Annotated in this window: 15 protein-coding genes and 1 pseudogene; 2 read left to right on the top strand and 14 right to left on the bottom strand. The window is 44.0% G+C overall.

Features of this window, described 5'->3' with window-relative positions; genetic code table 11:
* Positions 1-269: 269 nt before the first annotated feature.
* A complete protein-coding gene (locus AB4517_RS21245; protein WP_372149838.1) occupies positions 270-1,952 on the bottom strand; it encodes an alkaline phosphatase family protein in 1,683 nt (560 codons plus the stop codon).
* Positions 1,953-2,117: 165 nt separating this feature from the next.
* Complete coding sequence (locus AB4517_RS21240) at positions 2,118-2,906, bottom strand: SUMF1/EgtB/PvdO family nonheme iron enzyme (protein WP_017060470.1); 789 nt, start codon at positions 2,904-2,906, stop codon at positions 2,118-2,120.
* 137 nt (positions 2,907-3,043) lie between these two features.
* On the opposite strand from AB4517_RS21240, the gene AB4517_RS21235 reads away from it, so the two are divergent.
* Together AB4517_RS21235 and AB4517_RS21230 are read left to right on the top strand one after the other, a co-directional pair.
* On the top strand, positions 3,044-4,375 hold the full coding sequence (locus AB4517_RS21235) for an anaerobic sulfatase maturase (protein ID WP_371725555.1): 1,332 nt from the start codon (positions 3,044-3,046) through the stop codon (positions 4,373-4,375).
* A gap of 87 nt (positions 4,376-4,462) precedes the next feature.
* A complete protein-coding gene (locus tag AB4517_RS21230; protein ID WP_372149836.1) occupies positions 4,463-5,521 on the top strand; it encodes a hypothetical protein in 1,059 nt (352 codons plus the stop codon).
* A 147-nt stretch (positions 5,522-5,668) separates the two neighbouring features.
* Here the strand turns inward: AB4517_RS21230 and AB4517_RS21225 are convergent.
* From AB4517_RS21225 to AB4517_RS21170, 12 genes and pseudogenes are all read right to left on the bottom strand, one after another.
* A pseudogene (locus AB4517_RS21225) lies at positions 5,669-5,881 on the bottom strand (gamma-glutamyltransferase); the annotation flags it as partial.
* Positions 5,871-5,954: a hypothetical protein gene (locus AB4517_RS21220; RefSeq protein WP_371726260.1), complete on the bottom strand. Its 84-nt coding sequence runs from the start codon at positions 5,952-5,954 to the stop codon at positions 5,871-5,873. The pseudogene AB4517_RS21225 and the gene AB4517_RS21220, both read right to left, overlap by 11 nt.
* Before the next feature lie 145 nt (positions 5,955-6,099).
* On the bottom strand, positions 6,100-7,191 hold the full coding sequence (locus AB4517_RS21215; protein WP_372122736.1) for a sulfate ABC transporter permease: 1,092 nt from the start codon (positions 7,189-7,191) through the stop codon (positions 6,100-6,102).
* A 1-nt stretch (position 7,192) separates the two neighbouring features.
* Complete coding sequence (locus AB4517_RS21210; RefSeq protein ID WP_017060466.1) at positions 7,193-7,669, bottom strand: hypothetical protein; 477 nt, start codon at positions 7,667-7,669, stop codon at positions 7,193-7,195.
* Positions 7,670-7,679: 10 nt separating this feature from the next.
* Complete coding sequence (locus AB4517_RS21205) at positions 7,680-10,883, bottom strand: response regulator (protein WP_372149833.1); 3,204 nt, start codon at positions 10,881-10,883, stop codon at positions 7,680-7,682.
* 213 nt (positions 10,884-11,096) lie between these two features.
* On the bottom strand, positions 11,097-11,471 hold the full coding sequence (locus AB4517_RS21200; RefSeq protein ID WP_017060464.1) for a hypothetical protein: 375 nt from the start codon (positions 11,469-11,471) through the stop codon (positions 11,097-11,099).
* A gap of 108 nt (positions 11,472-11,579) precedes the next feature.
* Positions 11,580-13,718 carry an ATP-binding cassette domain-containing protein gene (locus tag AB4517_RS21195; protein ID WP_017060463.1) on the bottom strand — a complete coding sequence of 713 codons (2,139 nt, stop codon included), beginning with the start codon at positions 13,716-13,718 and terminating at the stop codon, positions 11,580-11,582.
* The gene (locus tag AB4517_RS21190) at positions 13,715-15,301 is read right to left on the bottom strand and encodes an ABC transporter transmembrane domain-containing protein (protein WP_017060462.1); all 1,587 of its coding nucleotides are present in this window, start codon (positions 15,299-15,301) and stop codon (positions 13,715-13,717) included. Before AB4517_RS21190 ends, AB4517_RS21195 begins: the two co-directional genes overlap by 4 nt.
* Entirely contained in the window at positions 15,291-16,715 is a 1,425-nt protein-coding gene (locus tag AB4517_RS21185; RefSeq protein ID WP_017071223.1) for a TolC family protein, read from the bottom strand. Before AB4517_RS21185 ends, AB4517_RS21190 begins: the two co-directional genes overlap by 11 nt.
* On the bottom strand, positions 16,690-18,921 hold the full coding sequence (locus AB4517_RS21180) for a response regulator (RefSeq protein ID WP_102332850.1): 2,232 nt from the start codon (positions 18,919-18,921) through the stop codon (positions 16,690-16,692). The genes AB4517_RS21185 and AB4517_RS21180 overlap by 26 nt, the downstream gene beginning before the upstream one ends.
* Positions 18,922-18,924: 3 nt before the next feature.
* On the bottom strand, positions 18,925-20,274 hold the full coding sequence (locus AB4517_RS21175) for an HlyD family type I secretion periplasmic adaptor subunit (RefSeq protein ID WP_017060459.1): 1,350 nt from the start codon (positions 20,272-20,274) through the stop codon (positions 18,925-18,927).
* A 12-nt stretch (positions 20,275-20,286) separates the two neighbouring features.
* Positions 20,287-20,637: a hypothetical protein gene (locus AB4517_RS21170; protein ID WP_017060458.1), complete on the bottom strand. Its 351-nt coding sequence runs from the start codon at positions 20,635-20,637 to the stop codon at positions 20,287-20,289.
* Between the last annotated feature and the right edge of the window lie 62 nt (positions 20,638-20,699).

Genomic DNA, 20,699 nt, shown 5'->3' with positions numbered 1-20,699 from the left:
AGTGATGCTGTCTGGTGAGACTTTACTATTTGAAAGCCTTCCCAGAATGAAGATAGGAAAGTATGATTCGGCATGAAAACGGTAGTTTGTGTATGATTTTTGTTTGGCGACTAAACCATATCACTTACTACCGTTTTTGTTTTTAGTTCCCGCTAATCCGCGATGAACCTTATTTGTTTCGACCTAGTGAGTCAGAAACAGATAAACGGCTCTTTTATTGAGTGGGTGCTGGATTCGAAATCTAGCTCACGAAACCTTAGAGATTGAGTCTACTCAGTGATCTCTTGCAGCACTTCTCCGATTGACCCGCTTGGTTGGGTGATACCCAGTTTGTTCGAAAGCGTTGGCGCAATGTCATATGGCGTCACTGGTCGCGATACCTTCTTAGCTTCAACGTCGTAGCCTGCAAAGATCACAGGCACATGAGTGTCGTATTTCCAAGGAGAACCATGTGTAGAGGCAATTTGGAGGCCTTCCATGTCGTTAATGTAGCTGCGCGGTGCAAATACTACGTACACGTCGCCAGAACGAGCAGGGTGGTAGTTGTTTTTAATTAGCTGCATCACATGCGTATCCGGTACTCGGTTAGCCGCAATGTCACTACTTGATACAGCAAACGCAACACCTTTCACTTTTGCATTTTCATCCGCAATAGCTTCTTGGACCTTAGCCAGATCAAGCTTCTTCTCAGCGATCAGATCATGATTCAGATAGATGTAAGGTTGTGCGTACAAGCGAATCGCGTCTTTGGTTAAACCAAATTCATCCTTCAATCGTTTCTCAACACCACTCGAGAGTAGTGTGTCTTTATTGAAGTATTGAGCTTGATTGAAACCAAGCGCATTTGCCGCAGGTGAAGATTCAGGTACACCGTGGTCGGCAGACAGCACAATCAATGTGTTTTCTAGCCCGACTTGGTTATCCACGGTTTTGAAAAGCTTAGCGAGAGTCTTATCAAGTCGGATAAGGTTGTCTTCTGTTTCTAGGCTTTCAGGGCCGTAAAGGTGCACCACGTAGTCATTTGATGAGAAACTCACTGACAGATAATCGGTCACGTCGCCTTGGCCAAGCTTCTCTTGCATCAACAAGGTGCTAGCGAAGTTTTCCGTGATTTCGTCACCAGCAGGGCTGACGGTTAGCGTTGTGCTGTAGTACTTGTAACTTGCCGGGCCATAAGGATGAGGGAAGGTGCGTTGGAAGTCACCGAGTTTCACTTTGTGTTCGGTATCGTGTTCTTGCAACGTGTATTTATCACGCGGTAATGAGAGCTCCCATTTCTGTTTGGAATACTGAGCAGCAATCGCTTTCTCGTTCCAGCGTGATACCCAATCTGGATACTCGTCATAGTAATAGTTACTGGTGACAAACTCCGATTGTGCTTTGGAGAACCAGAAGGCTTTACCACTGTGTCCTGCCAATGAGATTGCGCCGCGGTCTTTCACTGACACACCGAATACTTTTGATTTGCCACTATTGGAAATCGTCAGTTCGTCACCAAACGTGGTGGAGAGTATTGGCTCTGGAGAGCGGCCATCGCCTTGTGCTGTCTTCTGCGTTGGGTCGATCTCTGTTGCTTTATCGACACCTGCACCAGAGGTCAGCATTTGGTAGTTACCGTCTTCTACGTTATACACCAAACGTTCTTCGTTACGGTCATACCAAACGTTACCTACCATGCCGTGTACGCTCGGTGGAGCACCTGTTGCAAGCGACACATGGCCCACGATCGTTTCCGTGTTGCCATGTTGGTAGTTTGCGTTGGTGTAGTAGGTACCATCATCCATTAAGTACCGGAAACCGCCTTCACCGAAGTTGTGCTTATATCGTTCGATTAGATCTGCGCGCAGGCCATCTACCGTGATTTGAAGGACTAGATTTGGCTTTTCCTCAGCTGAAGCTGGGAGAGCGCAGAGTAACGCGAGGGTTAGTCCTGAAAGCTTGGTGTATTGCATAGAGTTTCCTTATTCACAGTTGCCGCTGAGTTCTAATATTTGGTCAGGTTTCCAACGTTTGGCCAGATTTGTAACGTGTGTGCAGTGCGAATCGTATTTTTAGTATTGTTGGTGACGATTAGTGAACCATAACCTTCGGCATCTTTAGTTAGTTCGCTTCGTTAGCTAGTTCACATCCTTAACTAAACGCAGCCCCATATCTGACATAGTGATCGATTGGCTTGCGAAGTCACGACGGTAACTTTCAGATTCATTTTCGTCATAAGCAAAGCTGCCACCGCGAACCGATTTGTGTGATAAACCGACGTCGCTGTGTTTTGCGTTGTTAGGGTTGTCTGTTGGACCGAATCGGTAGAAGGTGTCATCGAAGGCATCGATAACAAACTCGCCCACGTTTCCTGTCATGTCATATAAGCCTAGTTCATTTGGTTTCTTTAGCCCGACTGGATGTGCGCTATTTTTAGAATTTGCTGAGTACCACGCAACATCATCTAAGTTATTGGAACCACTGTAAGTATAGCCTTTACTTTTATTGCCACCTTTGGCTGCAAATTCCCATTCAGCTTCAGTAGGCAGACGGTATTCTTCACCCGTTAATTCATTCAACTGCTCAACAAAATAGTTTGCTTGCTGCCAACTAAGGTTATTGACCGGAACTTGTGGGTTTTGGAAATAACTGAGAGATGAACCCATCACCGATTCGAATAATTCTTGAGTCACCTCGAACTTCGCAATATAGAAACTATCTACAGTTACATTACGTGCAGGACGCTCTGCTTTGGTCGCTTCTGGACCGTTCGACCCCATGGTGAATGTGCCGCCTTCAACCAACACCATCTCTTGGTCAATTTGTTGGGCGATGGGGTGTGTAGGCACGCTTGCACAGCCACTCAGAAGGATAGTCATGGTGACGCTGCTAATTGTTGCTAACTGTTTGTAATTAAGAAATTTCATCACGTGCCTCAGATGTTCGAAATAGGGTCTAATTCTAACGTTTAAGGTCATTCCTATTGGTTATAAAGGGTATAACATGTCACCTGTTCGAATAGGAATTATGATGGGCCCAGAATACTAAAATAGGTAGGTAAATCATGCATATTACTCAAGGTCCACAATATAACGGTAAAGCGTCTAAGCGCTTGCATGTCATGGCTAAGCCGATTGGCGCAGCATGCAACATTGACTGTAAATATTGTTACTACCTAAGTAAGCAAGATTTGTTGGAGTACAAGAAAGGCAGTTCTCCAAGAATGGATGATGAGACGTTAGAAACCTACATCCGACAATACATCGAAGGTCAAAACACGCCAGAAATTATCTTCTCATGGCAGGGCGGTGAACCGACAATGCTAGGTTTGGCGTATTTTGAACGCGTGGTTGAGCTACAGAAAAAGTACCAACCTGAAGGTGTATTGATTTCAAACGATTTACAAACCAATGGTACCTTGCTGAATGATGATTGGGCGGAGTTTCTTGTGAAGAACAACTTCCTGATCGGTTTGAGTATTGATGGTCCCGAAATGCTGCACAATGCCTATCGTGTTAACAGAGCTGGCCGTGGCACATTCAAACAAGTGATGGCGGCTGTGGAGCTGCTGCACAAACACCAAGTGAAGTTCGCAACGCTTACCTGTGTGAATAACCTCACCAGTCAAAATGCACTTGAGGTCTATCGCTTCCTACGTGATGTTGTGAAGTCACCGCAAATGCAGTTTATTCCTATCGTTGAACAGAAAACGTTCCGAACGGTTGCACCACAAACATCGCAAGTAAGCGAGCAGCTCAAACAAGGCGACAAACGCCTGATCCCCGGCCATAAAGATTCGATCATGGAATCGTGGTGTGTGTCGGATTTGGCTTGGGGTAACTTCTTGATTTCTGTATTTGACGAGTGGGCTAAGAACGACATCGGTAAGGTGTTTGTTCAGTATTTTGAAGCGAGCGTAGAAACATGGATTGGGCGTCCGAACCCACTGTGTACCTTGAATGAGATATGCGGAAAGGGCTTGGCAATGGAGCCAAATGGCGATGTTTTCTCATGCGACCACTATGTTTACCCTGAGTACAAAATTGGCAATATTCATCACGAGAAACTTGATGATTTGGCGTACAGCGCACCACAGCAAAAGTTTGGTTTTGCTAAATCCCGCACACTGACCAGTCAATGTCAGCAGTGTGATTACAAGTTCGCTTGTCATGGTGAGTGCCCTAAGAACCGCTTTATCAAAACTCGTGCAGGCGAACCGGGCTTGAACTACTTATGTGCAGGTTGGCATAAGTTCTTTTCTCATGTCGATAAGTCGATGGCGTACATCGCTCGCGCGATGGGGCATCCGGTTGCTCATGGTAAATTCAGCGACTCAGTATTGATGGCGCATCGAGCAAAACAGGCGCAACAAGCTACGTTCGAGACCAAGTTTTAACTCGTTCTTTGGATCAACAGGTCCAAGATAAATTTAATCAGATACGAGTCTAAGGACAGGCTAAGTTCTCCAGTTTAAGGTAATACTATGATGAAGAAGAGTTTAGTGACGGCTGTTGCTTTATTGATTTCAACGTCCGCATTAATTTCAACGTCTGCGATGGCTGCGAATAGTGTTCAACAAACGGTTGACGCGCCAGCACAAAATATCAATCAAGTGCTTGAAATGACGGACACTCAAACCCGCATTCAACAGTTGTCTTACATGGCACAAGATCAGAATCAATCTGTTGAAAATCGTACTGGTGCACTGCAAGAGCTTGCTTCATATCCAAGCCAAAATGCGCTGGTGGCGGTGGCAAGAGGCTTAAAAGATCAAAACCCTGAAGTTCGTGAAGCGGCGGTTATCGGTTCTGAACCTTACCAACTTGAGCATCGTTGGGCGTTAGTTTCCCCCCTGCTAAAAGACATCGATACCATGGTTCGCCATACGGCAACGTCAAACCTAGTCCGTGACTTCAATGCATTGGATGACGAGCAGAAAGCACAAATTGAACCACCAGTCATAGAGCTTATTAGCTTCTTGGAAACGCAAGAATCTGAAAAGTACCAATTACTGTTTGCTGATGTGCTTCGTTGGCACAATGACTGGGATAAGGCGGAAACGGTTTATCTAGAGCTGATCAATACGCATCCAAAAGAAGCGCAAGTTTGGTTGAGCTACGCAGATAATTTTCGAGCTCAGAACAAAGATAAGCAAGCAGTCGAAGTATTAGATCGTGGTTTGGAGAGCGTGCCAAACAACGCCGCTCTGCATTATTCGAAATCGTTGACTCTGGTTCGCCTTGAAGACAAAACTGCGGCAGCCAAAGAGATTGAAGTGGCTGCGAAGTTAGCGAAAGATAACAGCTACTACTGGTACCTAAATGGGGTATTACAAGAAGAGTTGGATATCGACAAGTCGACTAAATCGTTCGAGAAAGCATATTTGATCTCTGGTTCTCCAGAGCAGCTATACGCGGTATGCGATATCTATGTGCGCTACGGAAATGAAAAGACCGATGATTGCTTAGGTGAGCTAGGTAAAGTAGCTCCTGACTATGTTATTGATCAGTTGAAAGATAAACGAGTAGCGCCAAGCTCATAATATCCTAATGAGTAATTAGCGAAGCCTATAATGAAAAGCCAGTCGACACGTTCGACTGGCTTTTTCGCATCCATGAACTGCTTAGACGAGGTTCAAGCAACTAAAGACAAAATAAGGGCAAGCCTGTTACTTGCCCATTTCGTTTTATTATTCACCCATAGAGCTTGATGCACGGCGTCTGTCGGTCGCGCCATAGATCTTGCCATCTTTGACTTCAATGGCATTCAAGCCACTGACGACTGGAATGACATGCACCGGATAACCGAGCTGCATGAACTCTGGTACTAACATTTCGGCGTAGGTTTTCTTTTCGACGAGCAAACCCGTTGGGTCGTAAGGTTTGGTGCGATCAATCTTGGTCTTTGTCTTTTTGGTAAAACAGCGCAAAAGTACCGCCGCCAATCCCAGTCATATCCGGTTCAACCACCGACATTGTCATCTGCATCGCCACCATTGCATCGACTGCATTACCTCCTTGCTTGAGTACCGAATACCCAGTGCTGCTTACATATGGATTCGTTGCACTTACCATAAACTCTTCGCCAGTTTCGTCTGGCGTAATTGGAAAAGGATTTGGGTTAGAAGACGAAACTCAACATGATGGTGTAAAGGACGGCATCTTTGTCATCAAAACCAGTAAGTGCATTGAAATCCTCAACAAAGGCACCGTTTGCTTTACGAGCCTCAAAATATTGCACTTCGCCATTGATGGAGACGTTAGGTAACACATCGTAATCCACACCAATTAGGTAGCTGTTTCCTGTTAGGTGTTCGTGAGAATCAAACTCTGCTCCGTAAACGACGTATGGAGTGAATAAATCTAGTCTGTAGCCCAAACTAGCGTACATCGAGGACGAGATGTCACTGATCTGTCCTTCACTTGCAAGCACCGCTTGACCTAATTCATACTCAACACCTAACGACCAAAGTTGAATGTGTTGGTTGTCTTGTTTGCTACTGAATGGAGCTGTTATCGAAGTCCCAGGGATTGTAATCGTGCCAGAAACGGTTTGATCAAAATTGGAGTCGAGGAATGACAAGTTCCAACGATAGTTTTCACCGCTCAATTGAAGATTGGCACCGAACATGCGATTGGTTTCAAATTCCAGTTTTGTAGTCGAGTTGAAATCTACGTCATTTTTATCTTTTATGCCGATAAACGGAGTAAGTAAAAGAGTAGCTTCGTCACTGACATCGTGAGTCCAGCTCACTTTTATACCGTTGAAAGCTGTGACTCCGAGAACGCTGTTATACACCTCTGTCGGTGGCCTTGCTGTCATATAGGCTTGGCCCACATAGTAGTACTCAGAGGCAAGGAATAATGGTAGTCGTAATCGACCAATGCTGACATCAAAGTCATTAAATTCATAACCTAAGTAAGCCCACTCTAGCTGCGGCTCACTCCAATCATATTGGGGTGGCTTAACAACTTGCACGGAAGCTTTGAATGAGTTGTAGAAGTAATCGAGTTGAACACCAAATGTGGTATCACAGTCGTAACAGCTCTCATCAGTAAAACCGCGGTTGATGATTAATGGATTATCGTTATCCGATGTTGCCCAAGACGTTGAGCCAAAGCCACTCAAGGATAAATTATCGGTAAGTTCGATATTCGCAAAAGCCGGAGAGGCCATTGAGGCACATAACACTGACGTAATTATTCTTTTCATATTATTTCTCCGAACTTATAACGTAGAGAACGTTGGCATTTTGAGGAACCGAAGAGAGTGGGGAGTAACCAATACGGTTTGGTTTGTCATCAAGCCAGTCGACTAAGCTGTCGGTTGACGCCGTTTTGATTTCTCTTGGATAACGCGCTTTTCCTGAAAAAGATAAACCAGCCCAGTGTGCATTCATTTGAGCGGCATTTTTTCCAAGCAAAAGCTGATAAAAGTCCTCTCTTTCGGCACTGTTCTCAGGCCAATCAGACAGTTCAACACGTTTGCCATTGAGGTGCTTAGTTTTCCCTCTATAGAGCTTTCGCGCTTTGTTTATTGATATCTCTTCAAATCCGGAGTCTAAAGAAAATATGGCATAATCTTCAGCGGCGTGAGCAGGGCTTAGAAAAAGCAAGCTTCCTAATAGCCCTACCGCGACTGGCAACATGACTCTGCGGGGAAGTGTTTTTATTGTTCTAATCCAATCCATGAGGTATCTCCTAACAAGTCGCACTTTCTATTTGATGGAATAGCTTTTCTTTTCTTACGGGCTTCGCTACGTATCCATCCATTCCGGAATCAAAGCACTTTTGAATATCATCATCGATAACACTAGCGGTTAACGCGATAATAGGAGTTTTGCTTAAGCCTTGGTTTTTCTCGTGTTCTCGAATCTCCTTAGTTGCCGTGAAACCGTCCATAACAGGCATCATGCAATCCATCAAAATAATGTCGAAGCTACTGTCGTTCTGGTACATATCAACGGCAATTTGTCCGTTGTCTGCAATTTCAAAGGCATATCCGGCCTTCTTCAGCATGATAGAAGCTACTTTTTGATTGACGCGGTTGTCTTCGACTAGCAAGATTCTCTGTGATTTGCTCGGAATTGCGTTTTGTTCCGCTTCTTCAGGCAAAGTACGTTTGGTCGCAGCCCCGTTGATAATTGGAGTGACAGTTGCAGGTTGTTTCTTAGGTTGAGCTTTATAGGAAGCTGGTAGTGGCATAGCTTCTACCGCGGTGAGTACTTTCTCTTTAAGCATTTCGAACTTGAATGGTTTTGGTACATAGTCATCCATACCAACGTCGAAACACCTCTGAATATCGTCATCGATGACACTGGCGGTCAATGCAATGATAGGGATGCGTCGCGTCGCTTCTGTTTCTTTTTCAATTCTTCGGATGTTGCTTGTTGCATCAAAGCCATCCATAACCGGCATCATGCAGTCCATGAGTATCACCGCGTAATGAGGATTAGCGGTGAACATGTCCACAGCTTCTTGACCATTATTAGCGAACTCGAATTCAAAACCACTTTTACCGACATGAAGACCAGCAATTTTTTGGTTGATCTTGTTGTCTTCAACGATGAGGATTTTGTGTTGGATCTCGACTGATGTCTGGCTTGCTTCTGATAGTTCCGCCAAACCTCGTGTATCACAAAGCTCAATAGCTTTAATTAAACGCAAGCCGAGTAGGGGCTGTGCGACTTGTGCAGTAACGCTGTCACCAAGATTCGCTGGCTCACTTAAGAAGGAACGTATCAAACAGATAGTGATGCCGTTTTGGTGCAGCTTTTCTAAGTTATCTGCGTGGGTATTAGCTAGGAATGCGTCATCTTCGGCGAAAACAACAGTAATAGGTTTAGTGTGTTTTTGAGTGGAGAGCTGCTCTGTAATTGCCGTTATATCATTCGTTTTATCGGTAACCTTCAAACCATAAAGGTTAAGGTCGGACTCGATTCGCTCGGAGAGCATGTTTTCGTTACCCAGCACATAAATATCAGCCGTTGCTGTACTTGGTTTTGGCAGTATCAAGTCAACAGGCAATACCAAGTCGAAGTAGAAACAGCTTCCTTCACCTTTGACGGAGTCGAGTTGAATTTGACCACCCATCAGCTCTACCAACTGTGTACTGATGGCTAGACCAAGACCAGTACCACCAAATTGACGTGTGGTTGAATCGTCTTCTTGAGCGAACGGTTCAAATATCTGTTTTTGTTGCAGTGAAGCGATACCAATACCCGTATCTCGTACAGCAAATCGAATGGTGGCATTGTTATCTGCTTTGTTGAGCGTTTGAATTGATAATGTGACGCCACCTTCAGCCGTAAACTTCACCGCATTCGACATAAAGTTCATCAAGATCTGTCTTAAACGGTGATCGTCTATCATCACGCGTGCTGGTGTATCTGGGCTGATATCAACGTTAATCGATATTCTTTGTTCTTTCGCTTTTGGTGCCACAATAGAGGCGATGTCGTATATCGACTCTCTAATCGATGCAGAATGCGGGCTGATTAATAGCATGCCAGACTCAATTTTAGAGAAGTCTAAGATATCGTTGATTAAGCTAAGGAGCAGTTGGGATGAAGTTTCGATCGTATCAACATAGTCACGTTGTGTCGGTGTAAGCGGCGTATCTGCGAGGATTTCCGAAATACCAATAACACCATTGAGCGGGGTGCGAATTTCATGAGACATGTTGGCCAAGAAGCTACTTTTTGCTTTGCTGGCTTGTATTGCGTTGTCTTTCGCGTGTTCGGCATCCTCTTTGGCTCTCTCTGCGTCTTCTTTTGCTACCGTCAATCTCTCTTTCGCGAGCTCTCGTTCGATGGTCAATCGTTCAACTTGCTGAGCAAACAGACTGAGTTCATCTTTACCTTGGATTAATTTATCTAAAGAAGGGCGCGTGTCATCATTTTCGCTTTTTAAGAAAGCTAACACCAAATTAAGGTTGTTAGTGACTTGTCTCGCCAAGCTAAGAGTTAAACCCATAACAATCGCTGCCAGCAAAGCGACGATTGAAATAAACAGGGTTCGTTGTATTTGCGCGTCATAGATGGCTTGCTCAACTTCTTGTTGAAACTCTTGCTTGATTACGCCGCCCAGGCTTTGTAATAAGTTGAGCCGTGCGCTCATCGCTTCTAAGCCGACAGACACTTCTTGTGGCGTCAGTTGGCTGATTGTATTTAGGTCGAGTAGCGCGCTTCTTATCTCTTGGCTTTGAGCGAACACATCATTTCGAAACACTTCAACCATCAAAGAAACTTGATGTTCGTTGGCGTTCAATGAAACAAAGCGCTCTAAGAACAATTGCTGTCTTTCACTCAAGGTTTTGATCTGTTCGGCGAGTTCTGGGTCGTACTCTTGGCTGATTTGGAAGATCTCAATCAGTGAACTACCAAGCTTGAACTCTTCGTTCGACCAAAACATCAACCACTCAAGTTGTTGAAGGGCAGTGAGGTGCTGTTGAATTTCACGTTTAGTGTTTTCAAAAGGGACTTTCTCTACTTCAAGTAACAGTTGCTTGTATAAATCGCTCTGCCATTCGAGGGCATCCAATTTATCGTAAGTGTCAGTCACTTGCATCGTCGATAAGGTCGCTTCGCTGAAATCGGCAACAAGTTGATTCATTTCACCAGATGCGTCTAAAAAAATGATGGGAGACAGGTTTTTAAGTTCTGCCTTTACTTGGTTGCTTTGAGTAGCAAACTCTTCAGGGCTAGAGGCTAAGGTACTTCTATACAAAATAGAAATATCTTGAAGATAGACAGATAACTGATTGGTTCGTTCAAAATCGGTTAACTGAGTCGTTAATATATAAGCCTGTCTACCTGCTAGGAAGAGTAATAATGAAATGGGAAGTAGAACTAAGCCAAAGAGTTTATGTTTGACTGAAAGGTTATTCCAAACCGTAATCGCCATATAAGGATCCATCCAACTGTCGTTATATAAAAACAGTAGAATAAAAATGCCGATATGGAAACTTTGAAACGGTAAATTTTACGTAAGTGTGGGAGAGGTATAAGTTCTTGTGATTCCAGAGCTTATTTTGAAATGCGTTCTTTTATTAGTAATTTATAGCGTTTGGCAGTTTGTTTAATTTTATGCTTATTGATGAATCACTTAAAAAGCTTACTAATGAGGACGATTGTTATCGAGGCTTAATTCGAAAAGAAGTTGCTCTAATACGGTTTTTGCAGAGGGTTCTAATGTCCAAATACCGAGCATTCTGTTAAGTGCGGCGCGATACACTCTGTTTTTTAGTAGGAAGGCGAGTGTGCTCGTATCATTGCTGAATACGTGCATTTGTACGATGGTGAGCTCTGCTTTGTTCTCAATGTCTATTTTCTGAAGATTGAAAGCGGGTAGGAAGGCAGACTCATACCAAACCTCAACGATCTCTCGAAGCTCCATCTCTTCTTCAGGTACATCGCACTCCTGAAGTTGGTGGTTTTCAGGAATTGCGGATAAGTAAGCTACATCAAGCTTGTCTGCAACGAATGTGTACATATTCTTCCTTGTTACCTGTGGTATTGGGGCGAATCATCCCTCTCGCTTATGAATTTGTCAATTATATCCATTTCCCTAAATAGCGAATTGTGATTAAGCGTTGAGGTTTTAGCTTAAGCTGTTTAAGTATTTGTCTGTTAAGCCAAAATATTTCAAATTTCCATCCGGCTCTAACACTAAACTCATGTTTGATGTTGCGATCAAACCAGGGTCGTTAGTCGAAAAAATCACGGTCTTATTCAACAATTTATCGGAGAACAGGCGATTAAAGTATTGAGCGTTTTCTTGCTCTGCACCGTTGAACGGTTCATCAATGATAATCAGAGATTGCTCACAGTTACCTAGGCCAAGTACCAGACGCAGTTTTTGTTGAATTCCATTCGGAAGACTTTTGCATTTATCCACGCTTAACTGAGTAGCCAAGCCTTCCGGAAGCCATTCATCTAATTCGAAGAAGCTGATCATCTCTTGCATCTTGTCTGTTGGAATCAGTCCGTTGTGTAAAATGAAGTTGGTCTCAAGTGAGCCTTCAAAAATATGCAAATTGAAAGGGATGTAGTTAATCGACGTGCGATAACGGTAGCTATTGAACTGTTTAATGTTGTAACCATCGACAGATACAGCGCCTTGATAGCGGTCTTCTAACCCAGCAATGATTGAAATTAAGGTGGTTTTACCGCAGCCCGTAGGGCCACAAATGACCACTTTGGCACTGGGTGGGATTTTGAACCCCAAGTTAGTTAAACCCGTTGCGGCTCCTGCATATCGGTGACTGACTCCGCTGCCCACAATGCTTCCTTGGAACAGGCGAATAGGTGGGCTTTTTTCTAAGGTCAATTTGTCGTCATTCATCGACATCAGGTTGTTTATCTGTGCTGATGAAGCCTTGATCGATTGGAACTTGGAAATTGAGTTATAGATACCCATGATTGGGCCTAACGCTTTCCAAACCAAAATAACGGTTGCGAGCATGGCACCCGCATCAGAAGTACCTTCCATCACGCCGATTACCGCGGTCACGATACTTGCTGTACCAATCACTTGAATCAAACTGCCACCAGCGGCCTGAATCTTACTGTTAGTCACGGCAACGTTCTCTGCATCGCTGGTGCTTTGCATATGCGATGCACTGAATCGAGATTGAACGACACGAAGTAAAGGCAGGCCTTGGATTGTTTTGATACCACGAAGGATTTCGTTCCATTGATACGAGACCATCGCATTGGCGCGCGAACTTTTGGATGTGGCTTGCGAGTAGATATAGCGAGAGTAAATACAGAACACTAACATCAGGATTAAACCACCCATCACCACTAATGCCGCTGTACCAGACATCAGAGCAATGGCGATGATAAATACGATCACAAACGGCATATCAAAATAGCTGAGCGTCGATTCGGCAGTCACCAAGCGTCGGAAGGTATCGATATCTTTCAAACGTGCTAGCTGAGAAGAGACCCCAGCAGTAGATGTCATCGCATAGGGTAGCCAAAGCAATTTAGATATAACGGCTTGCGAGATGTGCACGGCGAGGTCTTTACCGGAAGTGGCAATGATGTTGACCCGCATTTTCTTAAAGAAGTATTCAGAGAAGCCGACAATAATGGCGAATAAGGTTAGCCAATAGAGTGTGGCTTCGGAGCTCGAAGTCAGTGCGAAGTTATATACACTCATAATAAAGAATGGCTGCAATGCACCGAGAATACTGATGACGAAGCTGAGAATGATCAGGCTTTTAAGTTCATTGTTATAACGATAGAAAGCGTATTTAATCCAATTGCTTCTGTCTTGCGATTCCGGAGGTGGCTCGCGGAACAGACGAGAATATTCGCTAATCGCAATCAGCAAACAGGGCTTTTTGCACATTGGGTATTCAATGGTGTTGTTGTTCGTGTAATCAAACAGCAGCAACTTTCCATCTTTGGTGCCTAAGAAAATCGCACTTAGATTCTCTATTTCAATAAAGCATGGCTGAGGGTGTTTATCTATATTCTCGAGTGTCTTTAATTTGGTCACATCACAGCGATACCCAAGACGCTCTATGGTTGCTGTAAAGCTGTCGCTGTCTTTGTGTTTCGGAATAAAAGCATCGCTGAGTATCGCGGGTGTGCCTTCCCATTCGAGTGCTATCAAGGTGTAGGCCAAACCGCGGATAAGTGGCGATTGACTGTAACGTTCGTCGTATCCGCTGGATTCAAAATCCAAGACACGTTGCGGTACATTATTGAAGTCGACTAAGATACTCATTGGTCACCTCCGGTAAGTTTTACGCGTTTGAGGCGATGGTTAAGCTTGTCCATTTTATTACTGGCGATGATCAAGATTTTGTCGTTGGCTCGATAAGCCGTACTGGTGAGAACCATTCGTGCAAATTCCTCATCAAACACACAGTCGATGTCATCAAATATCAATACGCGCTTACTGGCGAGCAGGGCGCGAACTAATAATAGGGCGTAGCCAACTTGGCGTGAGAATGGGTTACGCATATGGCCTTTGAGTTCTGTATAAAAACCGGCAGGAAGCCCATCAATTTGAGCTTTGATGTTCATGGTTTCACACAGTGCAAACGCCGTGTTATTCAAGCTTGGGCGGAAACAGGTGAGGTTATCGATAATCGTCCCTTCTACGAACGAACTGGTCTTATCAACCATCAGAACACTGTTACGCCAAACGTTGTAATTGACGTCATCCAAAGGCGTGTCGTTAATCATGATATCTAGTTTGCTATCACTGTTCTGACGTGTAATACAGTTAGCGAGGTGGGTCTTACCTGAACCACTTTTCCCTGTCAGCAAATAGGCTTGTCCGAGTTCGAACTCGATACGCTGCTTTTCAGAATACTTAACCGAGATACGTTCTACTTCTGTTGTTTCATGTTGGTGTTCAACAGAGGCGGCCAATTCAAGGAGGTCAACGATACGCTGAATATGGAGTTTGTTTAACTCCCAACGGCTCGCGGTGCGCATCACTTGTTGGTAAGGCGCAAAATAACGGTTGGTTAGCATGATGATCGCGGCCATGATGCCTTGGCTAGATTCCATATTGATAACGGCCGTTGCCAGTACCACAACAACACAAGCTATAGAAAGCTGTTGGATGAGCGCCAATATTAGGCTGAAGTTAGATTCAATCTGCTCATATTTGATGTTCTCAACTTCGCGCTCTTCGACCATTTGTGTCATCAGGCTTTCAACGCGGTATTCCATATTTCGAGCTTTGATATCAAGCGGGCTAGAGATGATCTCAATGATTTTGGAGGTAGTTAACCCTTCGATGTCTGACTTATTCTGCAAACTACCAATCTTTTGTTTGGAAAGGCTCCACGCAAAAATAGCCAAGATGACAGAGGCAATCAGAAGGGTAATGCCAGCCCATATGTTGATGAGTCCTATGATGAGGATAGTGATCACGCTGACGGCAAGGTTGATAAGCGCTCGAACCGATTCGCCACCAAAGAAGGTTTTCAATTCAGGAATGGTTGAGATTCGTTCTAGGTATTCGCCTGGCTCCAAACGTCGGAACTTAGAGATTTCCGCCAAACAGATGGATTGAAATACCTTATTGGTTAAGTTGGTCTCAAACTGCCTCATGATGACAGAGGAAATCTTCTCTTCCTGATTTTTTAAGTGATAGTCGAGGAAGATAGAAATCAAGATAATCGCGAACAATAAGAACAGAGTATCTTGTGCTTGGTTGGGTAACACTCGGTCAAAAATGATCAGAATGGAGAAGGGCAGTACCAAACCAAACAGGGTCGATATTATCGTTGAGAAAGTCAGATAACACTTATCTGCCATGTTGATCTTTTGCGAAAACTGCTCAGTTTGCATTGCGACCTCCTTTCCTCAACGACTCCGTTGAGAGAAGATGTTTAGGCACCAAATCTTGATTGTCTCGTCCCTCAATATCGCTCATTAATTGCATCACGCTTTCGATAGATTGAATTGAGAGTATTCCCTTAATTTGCTCAAGCTTGATGGTCTCGATGATGTAGTCGTATCGTGCGCTTTCGTAGTCTCTTAAGGCGCTGAATAGTTTACTTTCCGCCGCCAGCAAGTCGGTGATAGTACGCGTGCCCAATTGGTAGGCTCTTTGGATCCCTTTATAAGACGCGTAGTTGGCGCGAATGATGTTTTCGTAACTGCTTATAGACTGCGAGAAATCGTTAATGTTGAGCACGGAGGTATTCACACTGTTACGTGTGGTGTAAAGCGAATCTTGGTAAAGCAGCTCAGTACGTTCGATGGCCGTCGATGATTTTTGATAGCCGTAGTAATCAGAGCCACCAGACAAGATAGGAACTGCTAGGTTTAACCCAACACTGGTTGAGTTACTTTCGCCTGTCGCTGTAATGTCGGTTTTGTCGAAGTTATTGGCGTCATCGTGTCGATAGCTGGCTGAAAGCGATACGGTCGGTAAGAAGTTCGAACCGCTCTCTTTTAAGCTTCTGCGGCTTCTCTCTACGGTTTTCTTTGCTACCAATAAATCGTTATTCAGCTTTAACGCCTGATCCATGATCGTGCGTTGTTCTGTTTCGTTGATCTCTTTTAAAGGCACGCTTTCGTATATGTCTTGCGACGGAGTAATAGGGTATTGAATTTGAATAGAGAGCCCGTTGAGAATGACGCGACGATCTTTCTGCAAGGTTCTTAATCGGTTCGACACACCTTCTTTCTGAGCTATTACTTCGTACAGCTCACTAGCGGCTGTATTGCCGAGCTCCACATTGCGTCGCATCTGATGTTCACGCGTCTCAGACGATTTAAGTTCGACCTTAGTCGCTTTTATCTGTGCGTTGTTTTTCAAATACTCAAAGTACTGTGAGCCAATTTCAGAGATGGTGCTTTGGATTTTGTTCTCGTGTTTAATCTCTTCGATATTGAAGTCGAGCTTTGCTGTCCCATATTTGAAAATATCGCCCAGATTGAAGATCGATTGAGAAAGGGAAAGGCTGTAGCTGTTCGAGTTATAGCTTGAAGTTTCATCAGGCACACTTGATAGCAAGGTTTCATTCTCGTTCCATGTGGTATCGGCAGCACCATTGAGGGAAGGAAGAAATTTTGAGCGGCTGATACCAATGTTGTATTCGTTCTCTTCGACCCCTTTATCACTCGCCCGAAGAGAAAGGCTGTTCTGCAGACCGAGTTCTACCGCCTCAAGCAGGGTAGTCGCCGATGCTGAAGGTGTCGTGCTTAATGTAAGCGCAGCTATGATGCTGCTAGTTAAGTTTTTGTACCGCCACATACTTGTTGATCACCTTGATGATTTGGTCGCTTTTATAAGGTTTGCTGATTACGTAATCCATTCCGGCCTCAATACAAGCCTGGTGTTCGTTACTGCTGGTCAATGCGGTTGCACCTATGATGGTACAAGGGTTTTTCTCGTTTTCTTGTTCGAATTGGCGAATGCGTTTTGTGGCTTCGATGCCACCCATACCCGGCATGATGCAATCCATGAAGATGATGTCAGAACGCTTGTTCATAAAGTGCTTCACGGCATCGGCGCCATCGCCAACCATGTCGGGTTCGTATTCTTGCTTGGTCAAGATTCGTTTCAGTAAAATCTGCTGAACTCGGTCATCCTCTACGATCAGGAATGAGCTGTTCTCCATCTGTTCTTCCGATGCTTCCGCTTCCATAATGGTGAGTAGGTTTGGAATGAACTCATAAGGGATAGCAGGGGCGTTGATGATTTTGTCGACGAAGCTATGACACTCTTGTGCTTGCTGAGTGTTGGTCACTGACAACAGTAACTTGGTATTTGGGTGGTTCTTAAGCTGAGATTTCACAGTCTTACTTAGTGAGGGCAGTTTGTTGGGTTCAAAGGTATCGGTGAGCATAATCGCATCGTAATCACCGAACGTTTTCGCCGCTGAGAAAAGCTCATTTGCAGTGCGAATCTCGGTGATATCAAGCCCCAAGTTACTGAGCATTTTCTTCATCACATCGATGCGAACTTGAGTATTAGCACACAAGAGTAAACGCTTGCCATCAAAGCGAGTTTTCTCTGTGTGGAAGTTCTTAGCCTTAAGATCAAGCTCGATCTGAAAACGTTCCTGAGCCCCTGACTGGAACCAGTGGCTCTCGTAATATCCGTAATCCTTCAGAACGCTTTTCGCTAAGTCATCTGTGCTGGCTGTATGGTCTTTGTGTGCGCTCCAATGGAGTTTGTTGAGCTTGGCAACAGAAACATCCAGTGTTGATAAGAAGTTGAGGTTGATGGTGACACGGGTATTTTCCATGTCTGAAGCCGCACCCGATTCAATCGTTACAAACAGTTTCTTATTTGATTTGAGTTGAATGGCATTGGAAAGCTGCAGGAACAATATCCAGAACAAGCTGGTGGATTGACCTTCTACACGATTGGGTAAGTTGTCAGAGATAAAACAGTCAAGTTGGCTTTCATTACGTTGTACTTTGGCACTGATATGAATCATTAATTCAGATAACACGCTCAGTAAAGAGAACTCTTTCGACTTGCTTTCCGTACCCTGTGATATCAAGCGATTATAGTTTTCTGCTAACTCAGATAGTGTGCTACACGCAGAGGTAATATCGTTCGCCATCAACACGCCGTTTTCATCGGTTTCTTGAACCAGATATTGGACACCACCGTTGATGGTGTTTGTAATTCCGCGAATCTCATAACCGATCAGCGCATACAACTGTTTGTAGAGATCGTTATTGCGCTTTTGGTCTTCTAATTTACTGAAAATAAGTTTGAGATGAGAGTAAATCTGACGCTGCTTGGGGTTGATGCTAACTTCATTAAGAAGCTCTTCAAGACGTTGTAAATCTAGCTGCTTCAGCTCTTGATACAGGGCATCGAATTCATAGTCGATTTCGCGTTCGTTAGAACTGGATTTCTTTAGCTTCAACATAGCAACTGAGTTGGATAGAATCGTAATCACAGCCAATATCACGACCACCATAAACAACCAGATAAAGAACTCGTTTTTTTCTGACATTAAGTCATTTGCATGGTTGTTAAACATGGTGCGATAGTTGTCGTCCATCTGCAGATAGTTATTGGTCAATGAAAGGTACAAGCCTAATACGTCGTTACGTGTTTTTGCGCTATCGGAGAAACGATTAATCGCCAATTCCAGTTGTGTGTATTCAGTTGCCCCAACCAAGCTGAACTCGGTTTTGTTCAACGAGGCTAAAGAGCGAAATTCATCAATTTCAAGCTTCAAGTTAACCAGGTTGAATTCGTTAGTGCCGCAAGTGTTGGTACTTAAACACTGTTGCAGAGTTTGAATATCTTGTTCTATGGTCTGATTAAGCTTCTGGGCTTGTATGAGCAGTGGGGCGCTTTGCACTTGTGCGACTGAATCTATTTTTGACCAAGAAAAGTATAAATAGAAAGCGAGCGCAGCCAATACCACGCTAAATAGTATGCTTAGACGTAGGGCGGGTATGGAAATATTGTACGAAGGTTTACCGCTCATTGATTATCTCTCATCGAAAGCATCCTCGATGGCTGACATCACCGGTTTCGCAGCGTATTCGATCACGCGACGCGAGCCTGTTTTCACATCAGCGGTAAACTCCATGTAAGGTGATAACTTGTATTGAGTGCCTCCTCGTTCAAGAAAGTTTCGGTCAATTTCAATCTCAGCTAAATAGAATTCAGCGTCTTCTTCTTCGTATGATGAACGGCTGATTGAGGCGATGGTTCCCTCAACAAACCCGTATTTTGCAAAGTTATAGGTATCCATTTTTACTTTCACTGCCTGACCAATTTCGACAAATCCCATGTCTTTACGTGGGATCTTCGCTTCACCGTGTAACGAATTATTTATTGGGGCAATATCGGCGATACTTTCTCCTGGCGGAATCACAGCAGAACGGAAATTGAAGTGAAGTTTATCGACCACACCATCGACTGGCGAGTAGACGACTAGGCGATCAACCTTGTCGGAATGCTGCGGTTGTAAGATTCGCTTTAGCTTGAGGTCTTTGTTCGCTTGAATGATTTGTGCTTGGTACTCAGAGTTTCGATTCTCAACCAAGTCACGGTGTTGCTTTTCCAGTTTGTCGAGTTGGAAACGCTCATTCATCACAGATTCGTCAAGGTTCTCAATCTCACGCACCATATTCGACTCTTGTACTTTCATGTTAAGAACGTCGACATAAGACGCCATCTCTTCTTTATATAGGGTGTTTTTGATGTTGAGCTGCTTACGTATCAGAGAGAGTTGATTCTCTGAACTTTTGCGACGCTTTAACATTGAACTGATCAACGAGTTCTTGTGCTTAATATCGTGTGTAATGAGTTCTTCATTTGAACGGTTTTTAGAGAATTCTTGTCTCCAGGTATTCATGTTGACCTGAACTTGCTCAGGGTATTTCTCAATGAAAGCGTCGAAGTTAGGCTCTATCATGTCGCGTAAGCTTTCATAACGAATCTTATCGAGCTCTATCTGAATAATTTCAGTATTGACGGTATCAAGTTGAGTGTTACGGTCAAGTGAGCGTATTCGAGCGATAGGTTGGCCCTCATAAACGACTTCCCCTTTTCTGACTAACAATTCTTCTAATATCCCGCCTTCTAAATGTTGAACTTTCTCAACATCCGATTCCAATAGCAGTTCTCCACGTACAGAAACAACAATATCGATACGTGCTTGTGACGCCACCGCAATAGCGACCAAAGCGAGCAAGAATATAATGAGCAACGTTTTGTGAACGCTGGTCATGGCACTAGCAAGCACAATAGTGTCATCAGCTGTGACCTTAGAAGCCTCGTTATTGGAAACGAGTGCTTTTCTGAGGTGATGTTCTATTTGGTTATTGCTCATGACTGACCTCGGTTACTTGCCATCTATTACTTCCTTAATATCCAACAAGTGGTTGATTTGTCGATTGACGTTGTGCAATTCAGTTTTTACATCCTCTATTAGATCTTCCGGCGCAGGAAACTCGTGTCTACTCAAGTGTTCCAATTTGGCCATTTTTGGCGGAAGGTCTTGGTCGCAAAGCAACGTTAAGATGGTCTTCAATCGTTTTGAGTAACTATTGAGTTCATCAAAATGATTACCGTTATGAAGCGCTTCTATATTTAGGGCTGCGTCAGAAAAGTCATTGTAAAAGTCGCCTAATAGCAATTGCAGCCCTTTGTGGTTGTTGTCGACCGAGCGCAACAAATTCGTCATGTCTATCATCGCTCCACTGCCTTAATTGCTTTAATCACAATAACTAAGGATCTTTAAAGGCAGTTTTCAAA

The organism is Vibrio sp. 10N.222.52.C3 (assembly GCF_041474195.1).
Classification (GTDB): Bacteria; Pseudomonadota; Gammaproteobacteria; order Enterobacterales; family Vibrionaceae; genus Vibrio; species Vibrio crassostreae_C.
This window is presented reverse-complemented; position numbering and strand designations above follow the sequence as displayed.